General features: G+C 50.4%; 18 protein-coding genes and 1 pseudogene. 15 read left to right on the top strand and 4 right to left on the bottom strand.

The window, feature by feature from the left end:
* On the bottom strand, nucleotides 1-200 hold a 200-nt coding region (locus BLV81_RS23055; RefSeq protein ID WP_143036440.1), incomplete at its 3' end, for a transposase.
* A gap of 680 nt (nucleotides 201-880) precedes the next feature.
* Between BLV81_RS23055 and BLV81_RS23050 the strand changes: the two genes are divergently transcribed.
* From BLV81_RS23050 to BLV81_RS23035, 4 genes are all read left to right on the top strand, one after another.
* Complete coding sequence (locus BLV81_RS23050; RefSeq protein WP_092360229.1) at nucleotides 881-1,336, top strand: hypothetical protein; 456 nt, start codon at nucleotides 881-883, stop codon at nucleotides 1,334-1,336.
* A 143-nt stretch (nucleotides 1,337-1,479) separates the two neighbouring features.
* Nucleotides 1,480-1,935, top strand: a complete 456-nt coding sequence (locus BLV81_RS23045) for a hypothetical protein (RefSeq protein WP_092360228.1) — start codon at nucleotides 1,480-1,482, stop codon at nucleotides 1,933-1,935.
* Nucleotides 1,936-2,073: 138 nt separating this feature from the next.
* Nucleotides 2,074-2,769, top strand: coding sequence for a hypothetical protein (locus BLV81_RS23040; protein ID WP_092360227.1), 696 nt, complete (start codon nucleotides 2,074-2,076; stop codon nucleotides 2,767-2,769).
* Between the two features lie 454 nt (nucleotides 2,770-3,223).
* Complete coding sequence (locus tag BLV81_RS23035; protein ID WP_092360226.1) at nucleotides 3,224-3,613, top strand: hypothetical protein; 390 nt, start codon at nucleotides 3,224-3,226, stop codon at nucleotides 3,611-3,613.
* A gap of 413 nt (nucleotides 3,614-4,026) precedes the next feature.
* On the opposite strand, the gene BLV81_RS23030 is transcribed toward BLV81_RS23035, so the two are convergent.
* Entirely contained in the window at nucleotides 4,027-4,776 is a 750-nt protein-coding gene (locus BLV81_RS23030) for an SDR family oxidoreductase (protein WP_218134310.1), read from the bottom strand.
* 125 nt (nucleotides 4,777-4,901) lie between these two features.
* Complete coding sequence (locus BLV81_RS23025) at nucleotides 4,902-5,846, bottom strand: alpha/beta hydrolase (RefSeq protein WP_255365435.1); 945 nt, start codon at nucleotides 5,844-5,846, stop codon at nucleotides 4,902-4,904.
* A gap of 191 nt (nucleotides 5,847-6,037) precedes the next feature.
* Between BLV81_RS23025 and BLV81_RS23020 the strand changes: the two genes are divergently transcribed.
* The 11 genes and pseudogenes from BLV81_RS23020 to gyrB form a co-directional block, all read left to right on the top strand.
* Entirely contained in the window at nucleotides 6,038-6,565 is a 528-nt protein-coding gene (locus tag BLV81_RS23020; protein WP_218134309.1) for a TetR/AcrR family transcriptional regulator, read from the top strand.
* A gap of 713 nt (nucleotides 6,566-7,278) precedes the next feature.
* Nucleotides 7,279-7,554: a DUF6881 domain-containing protein gene (locus BLV81_RS23015; RefSeq protein ID WP_092360223.1), complete on the top strand. Its 276-nt coding sequence runs from the start codon at nucleotides 7,279-7,281 to the stop codon at nucleotides 7,552-7,554.
* Between the two features lie 75 nt (nucleotides 7,555-7,629).
* On the top strand, nucleotides 7,630-8,184 hold the full coding sequence (locus tag BLV81_RS23010) for a hypothetical protein (protein ID WP_092360222.1): 555 nt from the start codon (nucleotides 7,630-7,632) through the stop codon (nucleotides 8,182-8,184).
* A 156-nt stretch (nucleotides 8,185-8,340) separates the two neighbouring features.
* Complete coding sequence (locus tag BLV81_RS23005; RefSeq protein ID WP_092360221.1) at nucleotides 8,341-8,814, top strand: DUF6882 domain-containing protein; 474 nt, start codon at nucleotides 8,341-8,343, stop codon at nucleotides 8,812-8,814.
* A gap of 213 nt (nucleotides 8,815-9,027) precedes the next feature.
* Nucleotides 9,028-9,456: a hypothetical protein gene (locus BLV81_RS23000; protein WP_092360220.1), complete on the top strand. Its 429-nt coding sequence runs from the start codon at nucleotides 9,028-9,030 to the stop codon at nucleotides 9,454-9,456.
* Between the two features lie 267 nt (nucleotides 9,457-9,723).
* Entirely contained in the window at nucleotides 9,724-10,302 is a 579-nt protein-coding gene (locus BLV81_RS22995) for a GNAT family N-acetyltransferase (protein ID WP_092360219.1), read from the top strand.
* Between the two features lie 91 nt (nucleotides 10,303-10,393).
* Complete coding sequence (locus BLV81_RS22990; protein ID WP_092360218.1) at nucleotides 10,394-10,630, top strand: hypothetical protein; 237 nt, start codon at nucleotides 10,394-10,396, stop codon at nucleotides 10,628-10,630.
* Between the two features lie 756 nt (nucleotides 10,631-11,386).
* Nucleotides 11,387-11,758 carry a VOC family protein gene (locus BLV81_RS22980; RefSeq protein WP_092360216.1) on the top strand — a complete coding sequence of 124 codons (372 nt, stop codon included), beginning with the start codon at nucleotides 11,387-11,389 and terminating at the stop codon, nucleotides 11,756-11,758.
* 160 nt (nucleotides 11,759-11,918) lie between these two features.
* A complete protein-coding gene (locus tag BLV81_RS23805; RefSeq protein ID WP_143036438.1) occupies nucleotides 11,919-12,209 on the top strand; it encodes a hypothetical protein in 291 nt (96 codons plus the stop codon).
* Between the two features lie 559 nt (nucleotides 12,210-12,768).
* Nucleotides 12,769-13,158, top strand: a complete 390-nt coding sequence (locus BLV81_RS22975; RefSeq protein WP_092360215.1) for a hypothetical protein — start codon at nucleotides 12,769-12,771, stop codon at nucleotides 13,156-13,158.
* 174 nt (nucleotides 13,159-13,332) lie between these two features.
* Nucleotides 13,333-13,786 (top strand): annotated as a pseudogene (gyrB, locus tag BLV81_RS22970) (DNA gyrase subunit B); the annotation flags it as partial.
* Nucleotides 13,787-13,934: 148 nt separating this feature from the next.
* Here the strand turns inward: gyrB and BLV81_RS22965 are convergent.
* Nucleotides 13,935-14,257 (bottom strand): transposase (locus BLV81_RS22965; protein WP_143036437.1); only part of this gene is annotated, 323 nt, incomplete at its 5' end.

The following is a 14,257-nucleotide window of genomic DNA, read 5'->3' as shown; positions in this document are numbered from 1 at the left end:
TTCAAGAGCATTGCAGGATGATACGAAGGCCTGCCAGTTTCCGCTGGAACGACGCCATCAAATCCGAGCTTGACCAGGTCCAGTTCGTCGACGAACACATCGACGATGCGCACTGGATTATGTTCGGTGATGTAGTCATCTAAGTGTTCGGGGAGTAGCATGCCTTGCGTGCGATGCTCTCCCTGGATAAAGCGCTTCATCTAGCTACCCCCGCCGTTTGATGAGATAGCCAAATAACGTCTTGGGATTAATTGCGTTTACACTGATGGCTGAAAAACGGTGAAAATATAATCCCCAAGGGGCGTCGCGTTTTCACACACTCTGGGCCAATTGCGGACGATCGGATGTGTCTGCCAAATTGATGCCGACTCAACATACTGTGCAACAGATTCGTTGGCCAACGACAGGACTTGCCCTTCAAATATTTGTTGAATACCACCTGTGTATTGTACAGAATTACGTTCTGATTTTATCGCTGGACTCTCTGATGAAACGCCTACTTTCGACGGTATTTAATATTGCTTTAATGCTTGTACTTCCCATTTGGGGCTGGCTTTTTTACCTGGATTCGTCGCGCCACACTGATTGGGCAAAGCCAATTTATTCAATAACCGTTTGTGCAATGTTAATCTTGATAGCGCTCATAGGAGTACAGCGATTAACCGTGCGGTGGTCATTGAACAGTAGAGTTGGTGTTGGTGCTTTATATTCTCTTTTTCTATTTTTTATACTTTTTTTTCTTGGTCTCGCATCAGCGTTGGTAGGTGCAAATCAAATGCCATAGCGACAATCGCAAAGGCGATGGGCCGAAGTCGGCCAAAACCTGCCGTTCCATTTATAGTCCCAGTGCGCCTGGCGACCTTCTTTGCAAGTAAAAGGTATGAACATAAACACATTCACTCTTCAACAATTGCACCGCCCCGGGAGTTCGTCCGGAAACTGCACTGTAACAGAACGACTATCGACGGATTTCGTAGTGAATGGACAGTCATTGCTACGGCAGTTAGTTGAAAAAAATGGCGGTCACGCTGATTTTATGGGATGTTTTGTAAAGGGCCATCCTGTACAAAATTCAAAGATGTTGGCGGAACTACTCGTGTTGAGTGATCAAAGTTCAGAACCAGCGCCCATTCACATATATATCTGCCCAGAGTGCGGTGACATCGCTTGTGGCGTTTATTCTGTGCATGTTGAAAAGAAATCTGGCTACTATGAGTGGAGTAAATTTCACTACTTCAATGGTTATGAAGTTCCTCATTTAGTTGAGGAAATTGGCCCATTCTGTTTTGAAGAAAAGGCATATGAACTTGCACTTGAGTCCGCTGCCGCGCTCTAATAATCTGTCTTTCACGAATGGCCCCATTCGGCCAAATCCGGTCGTTTGCTCAGCCGAGCAAAACGATGTCATGCGAGAAACTTTCTAGTGATATGATGCATCGTTCGATGCCATCATCGAAAGCCGTTTCCATTGGAAAATTCATGGTTCTCTTCAGAAGCATCGTTCTAGCATTTGCAGTCACTGCATTAAGCGGCTACACGCTCGCAGCAGACATAGATTTCGGCGGTCACTGGACGATTGATTTGCGTTCTCCGCAGGAACGGAAGCAAATGATTGAATGTGGAGTCGCTGAATTTGCATTGAAACAGGTTGGTGACAAGATAGTCGGAACTCATTCATTCTCCACACCGGGATGCGGTCGGTTGAATGAAGGCGGTCACGATACCGTCAAGGGGATTGTGATAAACCAAACTGCGGTGCTGGTCGTTACGAGTGGGCGAAACGGAGGAATGGTTCTTGGCAAAGCAACGCGGCAAGGAAATCAACTCCATTGGAAGACCGTGGAGGAACTCAAGGCAGGGGAAGTCGAAGGCGATTCGCCACTCATCCTCGAAAAAGGCACGCTCTTACGCGACAACCGCCAGACTCAGAAATAGTCTCAAAGTTTATGCAATGAATGTCCACCTAGGGTAAAACCGGTCTTCAAATGGTTCAATTCGGCCATTTTCTGACATTGATATGGCAAACCTCATTTTCTCTAATATCGGTTCTGGAACCATAAGGAAGCAATCAAGATGTTGAAACCGGCTATAAGAGTTGGACTTATTGAGACGCTTATCCTTGCACCTTTTTTCATTCCGAGACCATTTCCCGAGTCATTCGGACCTGCCCTCGGCATGATTCCCGTACTTTGGTTTTTTGTTGCAGCTAGATTATGGCTAACACTGACTATTGCTTCTCCCGTCCGTTTCAGCAAGATGCAATCAACGTTCGGGTTCATATTTGCAGTTGAATTTGCCGGTGCATTAATAAACTTACTAATCGTGGCGTGGGCGCAGCAAAGTCGGTTATCGCTAATATACGCCGGCATCGCCATTTTCACCCAGTTTTTGGCAGCTTCTTATTCCATATATCTTGATAAACAATCAGAGCAGCAACCTGCCAGTTTTAAGTCGCCACAAACTACAGAACCAAGTCTGTCGGTTTGGATTTTAATAAATTCGTCTCTCTCCGGATTATTGGCATTTATTGGGGTAATTTTATTTCATGTGCCCGTAATTGGCATTCCACTTGTGTTGTTGTCATTTCCCGTGCTTTCATATTTTCCACAACTTGGAAAAAGTGGGCCTGACATAAACTACACCTTCCTATATGTATCTTTACAAAGCCCATTTTCTTTCGGAGTAATATGGAGCTATTTTTTTATTTGCATCTTCGCCTACAAATTAGTCGCTTTTTTTTTGATAAGACGACGCACGAAGCCCAAGTAAATGCGCTTCCCTAATTTTGATTTGACGCGAAACCAATGAAGGGAACTTAATCAATCTAACGTCTCTGGGGGAGCGAGCTTCAAGCTTAAATTTTGAACGTCCGGTTTCAGGAAAACTTACAGACCGCTTTGGGTCGTGTGCTGCCCGTCGCAACACACATCAGTCGGTCATTCATGAACAGTGAGGTCAACGTCATCAGGATAGGTCAGCGTGGACCAGCACAGTAGATCAGCCAGAACCGGCGCAGCGGTCAATTTGCGCCAGCGCCTGCACCTTCAAGAGTACCCGGTGCAGACGCTGATGGCGTTGAGTGCGCGACAGGATCGTTTCGGCGCCTCATGTACATAGTTGTAACCGTGTGTAATGCGCGTCAACAATCCCTGTGCCGCCCTCGTTAATTGCTCAGGTCCTCAGGAATTACCCGGGGTAATCAAGATAACGTAAAGGTGCACAAATGAACAAATTAATCGCTACTCTGATCGCTGGCTTGTTTGCTACTTCTGTTTTCGCCCAAGGCACTGCACCAGCTGCTCCAGCCGCAGCGCCTACCGCAGCCACTGCTGTTGCTACCCCGGCAGTCAAGACTGATGCAAAGACAGAAGCAAAGGCCGCTGGTACTGAAGCCAAGGCCAAGACCGCGACAAGCAAGGCGCACCACAAGGCTGTCAAAGCCAAGTCGAAAGCCGTAGTCAAGTCGGAAGCAAAAGAGCCTGCCGCAAAAGAAAAGGCAGAAACAAAGGCAGAAACGCCGGCAGCCAAGTCAGACGTCAAGGCGCCTGTCGCCAAGGCAAAAGCCGAAGCGCCTGTCGCCAAGACCGATGTGAAAGAAGCTGCACCTAAGTAATCAGTAATCAGCATCACGCCGTGAACGCCACGGCTGCAATCAAGATGGTGGCCATGCATGCGGGGAATGACGCATCCATGGCCACTATCCCTTTCGAGTGCGACGGATGCTGGCGCCGGCAGTGACTGCGGCGTTCACGGCGCCAGCGATGTGCCCGATACATCCCGGCAAACTTCCAGTCTGAACTGCGCCACTGGAGGTGGCTGCTGGAGCGCCTTGTTATGTATGGCCTTCCGGGTCATCTGTCAGCTGCGGAATTAATTCTTCCTGAACAGCGCTCCAGAATTGCGAAAGTTTGTAGCGCAGGAACATATTGCAATCTTATCGATACGTCGGAAGTTCCGCACTGATTATGAAGGTAAGTGATCCGCTTTTCAATGAAACTGAAGAGGCGTAGGTAATAGGACCAAAGTTCAAGCCATTCCGTTGTTAAGCCATTTGAATGTTGCGTCGAACGTGCCAGTTTCAGCCGCAAATCGCAAATGCCTGCATCGCTCGACAACAATTTCCGTTGTGGTTGGGTCTTTAAGTATGATCATCATTGCCTCGTCGACAAAGTCAGATAGTTTCATGGCCCGGGGATCATTACCATGGCTAGGCCCGAGGTCAGTCTGAACATAAGGCGGGATCAACTCGATTACTGCTGTCGTTGTATTTCTGAGCTGTTGTCGCAGCGACAAAGTATAGGAATGCATTGCCGCTTTTGATGCACAATAGCTAGGAACCGCAGACCCTGGAACGAAAGCAAGACCGGATGTCACGTTTATGATGGTTGATTGTTCTTGTCGAATCAACAGTGGCAGCAATGCTGCGGTTACGCGGATAGGACCAAGCAAATTGGTCGTAAACGTTGCCTGGATGGTTTCCAGGTCAGGAGGTTGTGCCAACAAGTTCTCGACGCGTTGAATGCCTGCGTTATTAATGAGGACATTTAGCCCGGGAAATTCAACAGCAAATTTTTTGCCGAATTCTTTGACCGCATCTGGATTATCAATATCGAGTTGTATCGTGCGCATGCCTGGGTTCGCGGCCGCTACTTGATCCAAGACCACTTGCCGTCGACCGGCGATGATGACTTGGTTCCCCAAACGGTAGAAAGCCTCGGCCAGTCCGCGGCCAATACCTGACCCTCCACCGGTAATTAAAACTGTGTTTTCGCTCATATTCATTTTGCTTCTGTCGTCCTTACATTCGTTGATCGTTCCGCCACGTGTAGTTCGTCTCACTTTTTTGACGCGAGAGAGGCAAGCGCGACCTGAACCGTCTGCTTACCTCTCGATATGTCGTGCTACAAGGTCGTGCCAGCCAATCGCTCTGTTAAGAATTGGCCGATCATCGCCAGCGCATTATTTGCTGCATCAAATTTGCCAGCGTTGGACGCGAAGCCATGCGGCATACCTTCCCAAATATGGAGTTGTGCATCGACGCCGGCAGCTACAGCGCGATCGACGTATCGGCGTGAGTCGTCCAACAGCACTTCATCGTCGCCCACATGGACACGGATCGGCGGAAGATCGGTCAGATTGCCATAAAGAGCAGAAGCCAAGTGGTCGGTAGGGTTCATTTTTCCCAAATATGCCTGGACTAGTCCGGCGACCTGTAGGCGCGTAAAGTATGGATCTGCCGACGCCCGCGTCTCCCAACTGTCCCCCGCGAGCGACAAATCTGTTACTGGGGAAAGTGCCACGGCTCCTGCGGGAATGACACTTTTACGTCGCGCAATGACAAGCGACAGCAGAACCAATGCAAGGCCGCCGCCGGCGGAATCGCCGACTAGGGCAATCCGTTTTATTCCTCGCTTGATCAAACCGTCATAGCAACTCAGAACGTCCTCTATAGCGGCCGGATGCGGATGTTCGGGAGCCAGGCGGTAATCAGGAATAAACGCATCTACGCTTGCATGCGCAGCAATGTGTCCGACAAAGTGTCTGAACGCGAGAGCTGACCCCCAGTTGAACCAACCGCCGTGCAGGTGCAAAATTACTTCTCCTGATCTTGCGTTGGAAGGTCGACACCACCAGCCGGATATGCCTCCGACATTGTCAGATTCAAAAAAAACGCCGTCGGGTGGAGAAACGCGATTCATGATTCCATCGAAAGGCTCACGCGCGGCTATGCCCTGGAGTTTTCCCTTTAGCGGTTCAACCATCGCTCGCAAGGCGAAGATTTTCGCTTTATCGTCAACGGTAATTGGGTGGCTCGTGAGATACGCTTTTTTGATAATGTCGTTCACAATAATAATCCTTCAAGGGGTGGGGCAATGTAATTTATTATACTATACGTTCAGTATAATATAATTGCCGCACTTGTTTTACCAATAACTAAACGAGACGTGTTGTATAATATTTTATGAATTATTTATCAGGGCATCCAAGAGGGCGAGGTCGTCCACGTACGCAAAATGCGGAATCCCATGCGGAAATCATGGAAACGGTTTATGCGTTATTGCAAGAGAAATCCATCCGCGACCTAAGCATGGAGGAGATCGCCAAGCATGCGGGTGTCGGTAAGCAGACGCTTTACAAGTGGTGGCCAACCAAGACTGCACTTGTTATGGCTATGTTCCATGAGCGAGCCGGTGCAACGCAGGAAATAGCCGCCAACAATTCAACCGCCGAGAATGCGATTCGAGGCCGTGTGCAAAGACTCATAGCCGCATTCAATTCGCCACTGGGAAAGATTATGGCCGACCTCATCGCCGAGGGCCAAAGCGAACCGGATATCCTGAAAGATTTATATCAACGACACATTGGTCAGCGACGCGCTGCAGCCATTGCGGAAGTAGAACGAGGAGTAACGTCTGGCGAATTGAGAGCCGATACTAATGCGGGCCTGTTAATCGACGCTCTATTCGGCGCAATTTACTATCGACTGCTATTGAAATCCGGTCCCTTGACCGAGCATTATGGCGACGAGTTGGTTGACCAAGTCATGCTTCCTTTGCTTGTTTGAATGCATCGTTAGCGCGAAGTTTTTAAAAAATTCCCATGCATAACTAGTTTTGCAAGAGCCTCAAGCGTAAGTGACTGTAACGCAAAACCCGGATAATGAAAGCCATCGGCATCCGGTCAATTCAAACGGTATTGTTTCTGGTCTTCGTGGGAATCGCTGGTTCATAGACTGAAGGCTTTGTACCTATGGATTGGCGGCGACGTATCCGCAGGTACGACACGCTGCTCGCCTGCTTTCTTTGCTTGATACTTTGCCGTCTCAGCGGGGCGAAGAAAATCCTGGCCGCTACGACCACAACCCGGATACCGGAAAGCAGTTCTCGCGTGCTATCCCAGGTCAATACGTAAAGTCGGCGTCATAGTGACCATTTGGGAAAAGCTTGAACTTACATTGTTTATATAAGCCCTTGTCCTCTGAACTCACTAAACGCGCAAGTTCATGGAAATAAGGAGCCAACATGGGAGCACCGGCGACGTGGGAAATTGCCCCAGAAGCCAGCGGACGATGGGATATGACTGCATCCACTCTTGAGCATTCTGCATATTCCGGCAATGTTGACCACCCGCGCCGGTAGTCGTTGACCGGTTCAACTACGTTTCGCTGGCGTTGACCAAGCCTACCAAGGGCCTGTTGCTGTCATATACTGTTGGCCGCGACGGGCCGCAGTCGGCCACAACCAGCCATTCAACCTCGGTGCTAATAGGGCGAAAGACATGGAATATATTGACGTGCTTTGGAAGTGTCAATCGAGCGAAAATCCCTATCGCCTGGTTTCAGAACTAGGCGATGACCGCTTTGAGCTTCGGAAATTAGAGTTCTTCGCAGATGGGACTGTGGATGCGGCTGGAGGCGATCGTGAGACTGAACGAACGATGCTTGGAGTCGCCGCCGTGCCGCCGTTGAGCGAAATCAATATGGACGAACAGTTTGAAGGGGCGAACATCACCCGTGACGTTTTTGAAGCTTTGTGGCTCAAATACGTACGTTAGACTGTTCGATGGTGGGAGGCCGAGTTCGGCCAGGAGCAGCCCTTCGACCATGCCTCCTATTAACCTAAAACGTCAATGACTATCCTCGCGAATATATTGTTCTCACTGCTAGCTCTAATAGCTGCCAGCAATACCTGGGCGGCTGGCAATGAGCAAGCAACTATTCTCTATCTTCGGCCTGCAGCCAACGAGGAAATTTTCGGTGTATGGTCAGCCAAATTTACTGGGGGCAGCTTCTATCATTTTAGATACGTTGCAATTACGGCGGATGGCCGCATTGGTTGGGCCGTGTCGAATACTGAGCCAATTAAAATAAATCGAGCTGCTGTTATAGAGGCAATCAACAAAATGGAAATGCCAGATGGTCTAGTCACAGGATGGCAACGTTTCACAGTCAGCGACGGAAAGATTACAGTGGCCGCTGGTGAAAAAGTGGCCGAACAATATTTTACGATGCAGGCGCTTACCGATAGTCAGGATAGCGCTAGCCATCGCGCCTATATTTCAGGGAATTCCGGTGACCTCGTAATGCAGCAGTTTTATCGGATATCACCTGATTGGCCAGCTTCGGGGCCGCCACCACATATGCTTTCCCCAGCACCATGGGTCCTTCAGAGATTGGCCGATTAAATGTGAGGGTACACAGGCAGCTACTGGTCAAAAATGGACAATCAATAATTTGCCTGAAGGCGTTCAGACAAGTGAGGGGTATAGCTTCCGGTGTTTGTTTCTGCAACAAATCTTGAGCTTTGCACGATAAAAAGGTGGTGCCTATATGGAGAGAAAATGACGGACAATGAGTTTGGCGAGCTTCTTGCCTGCGCAAATGAAGAGCTACGTGAAAAGCAAAGCCGTTTGAATATTGAGTATTGTCTTGGCGACCATCCACGCTGGTGGTTTAACCAGGAAACAGAGAAACTTCAATTTCTCGATGGGAGTGGCAACGTAGTTGTTGAGGCGGACGTCATTGACATTGGAAGTTACTCGCCAAATTCGAACACCTGGAAGTGGGCTTGGGGCAACGATTCGGTCCTTCCTGCCCTGCGCGAAAAGGCGCTCCCACTTAAGGAATTAGAGGAGATAACAGGCTTTAGTTTGTTCGGAGCGGAACAAACATTTGAAGCCGATGAGGCTATGGCATGGGAGTTGACTGCGCTAGCAGTAAAGCATCTCCAGGCACCTGGCTGCTATCGAGCACCGTCGTCAAATGGCCTACACACGTTCTTGGCCATCACGAAACTAAACAAAGTGTTGCGGTGAACTGTTCAACGTGGCATTTGAGTCGGGCTGGTCGAGTTGTACAGTCTATATTTTGATTGGCGAGTCCCGTTAATTATTCTGGTTCCGGGTCAATATATGAATTTCAGCTGTCGGCCAAGTACAGACCTTCGCGTGTGTCGCGAATTTTGTCTTGTTCCAGCAACTATCATTTTTGAATGCACACCAATTTATTTCTTACCACGTATAACGCTCATGAGAATTCCCCATATTGCAATCGTCGCTGTTTTACTGCTGTTCGCCCGGTGCCAAGCCAATGCGGCGCCGCAACCGAATTGTTCTGGCATGCCTCTTGTTGAGGTTCCCTCACTCCAAGCTCTACCCAATGAAATAAACACGTTTCTTCATCGCGATAGGGACGTTGAAATTGCAAGTCGAGGCGAATGGTTCAATCCCGGGGACGTTGGTGAAGGGCCGCATCGCCGGTTCGCGATTGCAGGTCTAAATGCTGATTGTGCGATTGTTGCCATTGAACATGGGGGACGGGGATATTCTGTCGAGATTTTTATCTTCGAGCATAAAGATTGGGGATGGCTAGGAAGGCGCGACGGCGTAATGTGGGCGGTGCCGGAAACGTTAGAAGACTTGGTGGCGCATAGGGCAAATGGTGTTGTTTACTACTGACATCTCCTTTCACGAGATAGTCTTTGTCTAGCGTGAAACCAGAAGCGGAAGATTTTTTGTTCGCTAACGGCTATGTAAGGGTGGATGTCGATTTACAAAAATGCCAAATTTGAATGGCCGGTTTAGGGAAGTCTCAATGTCACCTTAGGGTCGAAATCTGTCTTTCACGAATGGCTCCGTTCGGCCAGAAGCGGGCATTCGAACACGCGTTTCGCGGCGCCAGGTTGAGTATGTCATACGGAAATACCACATAAAACGTCGAAGCCAATGAACCAACTTGATGAAAAGATTATCAGTACCGAACGCTTGGTCCTATACCCACTGAAAGCATCGCACGCTGAGCATATGTTTCATGGGTTGAGCGATTTGGGCAGCTATGATTTCACGCCAGATTTGCCGTACAGAGACGTGGCGGCTCTCGCTGATCGCTATGAGCGACTGGAACGCCGTCGATCACCCGATGGGCGAGAGGTGTGGCTTAATTGGGTGATAGGATCTGTGGCTACGCAACAACTGCTCGGCTACGTACAATTCACGGTGAAGCCCTTCGAGCAACGAGCACTCGTCGCTTATTTCGTCTTCGCATCCCATCGCAAACAAGGAATCGCGAACGAAGCAATCGGCGCTGCGCTGTCAGAAGTCGTGGCCAGTTTCCAATTGACGCGTGTGGATGCAGAGATCGACACTCGGAACGCGGCGTCGATCGCCTTAATCGAAAGACTAGGATTTGAGCGAACGCGGTTAGTGCCGCATGCTGACGAATTCAAAGGGGCGATCAGCGACGAGTATCATTACTCGTTCGCCGTTTCAGGAAACGGGTCGGCAGGCGACAACACTGGACCTTGATAGCTGCAGCAATACTTCCACCGGCAGAGGCCGGCCAGGAACCGACATTCCCATCATTGTCTTGTTTCGCAATCACAAAAAAAGACTCGGTATGCCCCACGAATTATGGGTAGATCCAGAAGGGCTTGATCTTTACTGTCTAGCGGGACCGGAGGGAGATGCTGCTCGCGCCCGCCTGCCTAATGGCGCGCACCTTGAGATGGTCATCGAGGCGGAAAGTCATTTTGATGCAATGACCAAGTACTATGAATATCGCGGGTATGGGACATATCAATCTTCTTATCCTGATCTGGATAAAAGGCTATATCAAACAAATGATAAAAACTGAGAATATCTGGTGAGGCGACATCCGCAATCGGCCAGCTCCGGTCATTCGGTGATCTCTGTCGTCTGCCAACTGACCGTCAGCAACGCCTCAGGGTGCCGGCGTTCTGCCTGGCGGCGTCAACTTAGCTGGGACAGGATCGAAATATCGTAGCGGGAATGATCGGAGGGGAGCATGATCTAAGCAAGGGCCGCAATCGGGCTGCGGACGGTTTAGGAGTGAATTGGCATGACAACTAGGATCACTGTAGCCGCTGACAACGTCAGGATCGGCGATATTATTTACAACGGACTTGTTGGCACTGGCAAACACCCAACCTACGCCTGGGAAGCTATCACCCAGGTCAATTCGGTGGATGGACTGATTCAGCTGATTACGGGCCGTCTCGACGGCCCCCACGGTGAATTCTGGTTCGAGCCGGACGAATCAGTTGTCGTGGTTCGCCACCCACCGGCAGAGCCCAAACCAGCTATCGCAGAGCCCCATAACAAGCGAGCTCACGGGCGTTAGGACAGGCTTTATCCTTGGTGGTGGTTGCATGATGGCCCATAGGCGCCACAAATTATACGGGCTGCGACCGGTGTCGGCGGCTCCGGCCATTCGCGCCGTGCTCTCACCTGATATTGCTTTGGCAATTTTTGTGTGGCAGCATACGACGTTAAATTCTAGCTCCCGTCTTCAGACATCTGATATTGAGTGATTAGAATTTGCATGACAGGATTTTCAATTGCGTTAGCCCTGCGCACTTCTGGAGAAATTATGTTTGACCACGTCAAATTCGGAGTCAGCGACTATGCAGAGAGCAAAGCGTTCTTCCTCAAGGCACTCGAACCGCTCGGCGTAGCTGTTGCCTCGGAGGGGCCTCCGACCTACGGTGTCGAGCTTATTGGCCCGACGAGTAAGGCTTCATTGTGCCTGTACCAAACCGAAGAGAAACCGGCGCATCTTCACTTGGCGTTCACGGCCGAGAATCGCCAGCAGGTGGAAGCTTTCTATCGCGCAGCTCTGGAGGCGGGTGGCAAAGACAACGGTGCGCCTGGTCTGCGCCCGCACTACAACGCGAATTACTATGCAGCTTTTGTCATTGGTCCGGACGGGCACAACATCGAAGTGGTTTGCCAAGAACCTTAGGCGTACGGCCGGCCGCGTTCGGCGGCAGTCGGCCAGGTGCCCTCACTGATGAATTCGGTTCAAAGCGGACATCCGAACGTCATCGTCGTATGCTACCGATTGACGCCGCTCCCCAATGTTGTTATAGGTAAAATTTTTCATATCCATTACAAGGACTCTTATGCAAAAAAATGTCATCATTTCAGCGGCACTATTATGCGTAGCAATGTCTACGGCCATCGCACAAGAAAATTCAGTAAGCGGTTCTCTTGACTCACCAAAGTCGAATGTAAGCGCAGAATGTAAGCGCTTACAAGCCCGTATTGAAGAACTCAACAGAATGGATGACGAGCGCATTGCCCGCGCGAAATTGCCAGATGGTGGCGCCCAGCAAAGTCCCGTGCAAACCAGAGAATGGATAGCTCAAGAGCGGAAAGATGCAAAAACTAAGATGTTTTTTGCTAAGTGCTAAATTTGATTAATAGACTTCTTTCGAAACCGTAGCAAGCGTCGCCAAAATACGACGCGTAGCGCGTAGCAAGCAAAAAGTACTTAAGTAAATGAGCATTGCGAGCACCGCGCAACGCAGAAATGGCGACGTGTAAGAAGGAACACCATTTGGACTGTTAAAAAAATCAGTCAACGCTATAAATCTCTTCAGAGAAAGCGTTAACTGTCTGCTATGGAGAAAACCGGTTGACCGTTGTGGGTCGTGTGCTGCCCGTCGCAACACACATCAGTCGGTCATTCATGAACAGTGAGGTCAACGTCATCAGGATAGGTCAGCGTGGACCAGCACAGTAGATCAGCCAGAACCGGCGCAGCGGTCAATTTGCGCCAGCGCCTGCACCTTCAAGAGTACCCGCTGCATACGTTGATGGCGTTGAGTGCGCGACTGCATCGTTTCGGCGCTTCATGTGCATAGTTGTAACCGTGTGTAATGCGCGTCAACAATCCCTGTGCCGCCCTCGTTAATTGCTCAGGTCCTCAGGAATTACCCGGGGTAATCAAGATAACGTAAAGGTGCACAAATGAACAAATTAATCGCTACTCTGATCGCCGGCTTGTTTGCTACTTCTGTTTTCGCCCAAGGCGCTGCACCAGCTGCTCCAGCCGCACCGGCAGCAGCGCCTGCCGCAGCCACCACTGCTGCCGCTACCCCGGCAGTCAAGACTGATGCAAAGACAGAAGCAAAGGCCGCAGGTACTGAAGCCAAGGCCAAGACCGCGACAAGCAAGGCGCACCACAAGGCTGTCAAAGCCAAGTCGAAAGCCGTAGTCAAATCGGAAGCAAAAGAGCCTGCCGCAAAAGAAAAGGCAGAAGCGCCGGCGGCCAAGGTAGATGTCAAGGCGCCTGTCGCCAAGGCAAAAGCCGAAGCGCCTGTCGCCAAGACCGATGTGAAAGAAGCTGCACCTAAGTAATCAGCATCACGCCGTGAACGCCACGGCTGCAATCAAGATGGTGGCCATGCATGCGGGGAATGACGCATCCATGGCCACTATCCCTTTCGATGGCGACGGATGCCGGCGCCGGCAGTGACTGCGGCGTTCACGGCGCTAGCGATGTGCCCGATACATCCCGGCAAACTTCCAGTCAGGCGCGCGCTGCGCATCCACCGCCGCTACCACGGCAACATCAAGGCCAGCGCGATCGACAGCGATTTCGTCGCCAGCCCTGACTACACGGTGCTGGTCAATGCCGCAGAAACCTTCAAGGGTTTGATCGGCCCTGGCGCAATGATACGCCGCGGCGCCGGTGAAAAAGTCAAAGAGTCAGCCATCATCGATTTCCACCAGGCGATGGCCTGGCTGCGCGACGAAGCAGAACGCGGCGTCAGCAAGCAGCGCTATAAAGGTCTGGGCGAGATGAATCCTTCGCAATTGTGGGAAACCACGATGGATCCGACCGTGCGCCGCTTGTTGAAGGTGCAGATCGAGGATGCTATTGCTGCGGATCAGATCTTCATGACCTTGATGGGGGGACGATGTGGAACCGCGTCGGGCGTTTATTGAGTTGAATGCGCTGCAGGCGGGGAATATTGATGTTTGATTTTGTCGGATGTCACGGTAAGTGAAATCTGTGTCAAGTTAGTGAAAAAGTATTGTCACTGATAGTGAAATAATTGTATGGAATGAAAAAACCAACCCACTAGGTTGGACCTGTCAGAAATTCTGTGTGCGGGGCCAGAATTTCATAGTTAGTTAATTGCGTTGGTAAAGCGTTCGCCGAACATGATGGCGAATTGGTTAGCTGCCAGCTTCCATGTCCGCTGCGGCATCTTCCAATCTTTTTCAATATTGCGCAAGGCGAGGAACAGCAATTTTGTTGCGGCGTCATCGCTGGGGAAGTGGCCGCGATTCTTGACGATCTTTCGAAGGCGCATATGCAGGCTCTCTATGGCATTGGTCGTATAGATAATCGTGCGCACCTCGGGTGGATAGGCAAAGAACGGAATGACCTGCTGCCACTGCCGCCGCCACATGGTTGCCACGGTCGGGAATTTGGTGCCCCACGGCCCGT

Source organism: Collimonas sp. OK242, from assembly GCF_900107095.1.
In the GTDB taxonomy this organism is placed as follows: Bacteria; Pseudomonadota; Gammaproteobacteria; order Burkholderiales; family Burkholderiaceae_D; genus Collimonas.
The sequence above is the reverse complement of the archived record's forward strand: the minus strand, read 5'-3'. Positions and strand labels throughout refer to the sequence as shown.

What these genes read in the sequence shown, in the direction of transcription:
- BLV81_RS23020 (WP_218134309.1), top strand. Translation starts at nt 6,038, where the DNA reads ATGGAAACGGTTTATGCGTTATTGCAAGAGAAATCCATCCGCGACCTA.
- BLV81_RS23030 (WP_218134310.1), bottom strand. Translation starts at nt 4,776, where the DNA reads ATGAGCGAAAACACAGTTTTAATTACCGGTGGAGGGTCAGGTATTGGC.
- BLV81_RS23005 (WP_092360221.1), top strand. Translation starts at nt 8,341, where the DNA reads ATGACGGACAATGAGTTTGGCGAGCTTCTTGCCTGCGCAAATGAAGAG.
- BLV81_RS22980 (WP_092360216.1), top strand. Translation starts at nt 11,387, where the DNA reads ATGTTTGACCACGTCAAATTCGGAGTCAGCGACTATGCAGAGAGCAAA.
- BLV81_RS22975 (WP_092360215.1), top strand. Translation starts at nt 12,769, where the DNA reads ATGAACAAATTAATCGCTACTCTGATCGCCGGCTTGTTTGCTACTTCT.
- BLV81_RS22990 (WP_092360218.1), top strand. Translation starts at nt 10,394, where the DNA reads ATGCCCCACGAATTATGGGTAGATCCAGAAGGGCTTGATCTTTACTGT.
- BLV81_RS23015 (WP_092360223.1), top strand. Translation starts at nt 7,279, where the DNA reads ATGGAATATATTGACGTGCTTTGGAAGTGTCAATCGAGCGAAAATCCC.
- BLV81_RS23805 (WP_143036438.1), top strand. Translation starts at nt 11,919, where the DNA reads ATGCAAAAAAATGTCATCATTTCAGCGGCACTATTATGCGTAGCAATG.
- BLV81_RS23040 (WP_092360227.1), top strand. Translation starts at nt 2,074, where the DNA reads ATGTTGAAACCGGCTATAAGAGTTGGACTTATTGAGACGCTTATCCTT.
- BLV81_RS23010 (WP_092360222.1), top strand. Translation starts at nt 7,630, where the DNA reads ATGACTATCCTCGCGAATATATTGTTCTCACTGCTAGCTCTAATAGCT.
- BLV81_RS23045 (WP_092360228.1), top strand. Translation starts at nt 1,480, where the DNA reads ATGGTTCTCTTCAGAAGCATCGTTCTAGCATTTGCAGTCACTGCATTA.
- BLV81_RS23050 (WP_092360229.1), top strand. Translation starts at nt 881, where the DNA reads ATGAACATAAACACATTCACTCTTCAACAATTGCACCGCCCCGGGAGT.
- BLV81_RS23000 (WP_092360220.1), top strand. Translation starts at nt 9,028, where the DNA reads ATGAGAATTCCCCATATTGCAATCGTCGCTGTTTTACTGCTGTTCGCC.
- BLV81_RS23035 (WP_092360226.1), top strand. Translation starts at nt 3,224, where the DNA reads ATGAACAAATTAATCGCTACTCTGATCGCTGGCTTGTTTGCTACTTCT.
- BLV81_RS22995 (WP_092360219.1), top strand. Translation starts at nt 9,724, where the DNA reads ATGAACCAACTTGATGAAAAGATTATCAGTACCGAACGCTTGGTCCTA.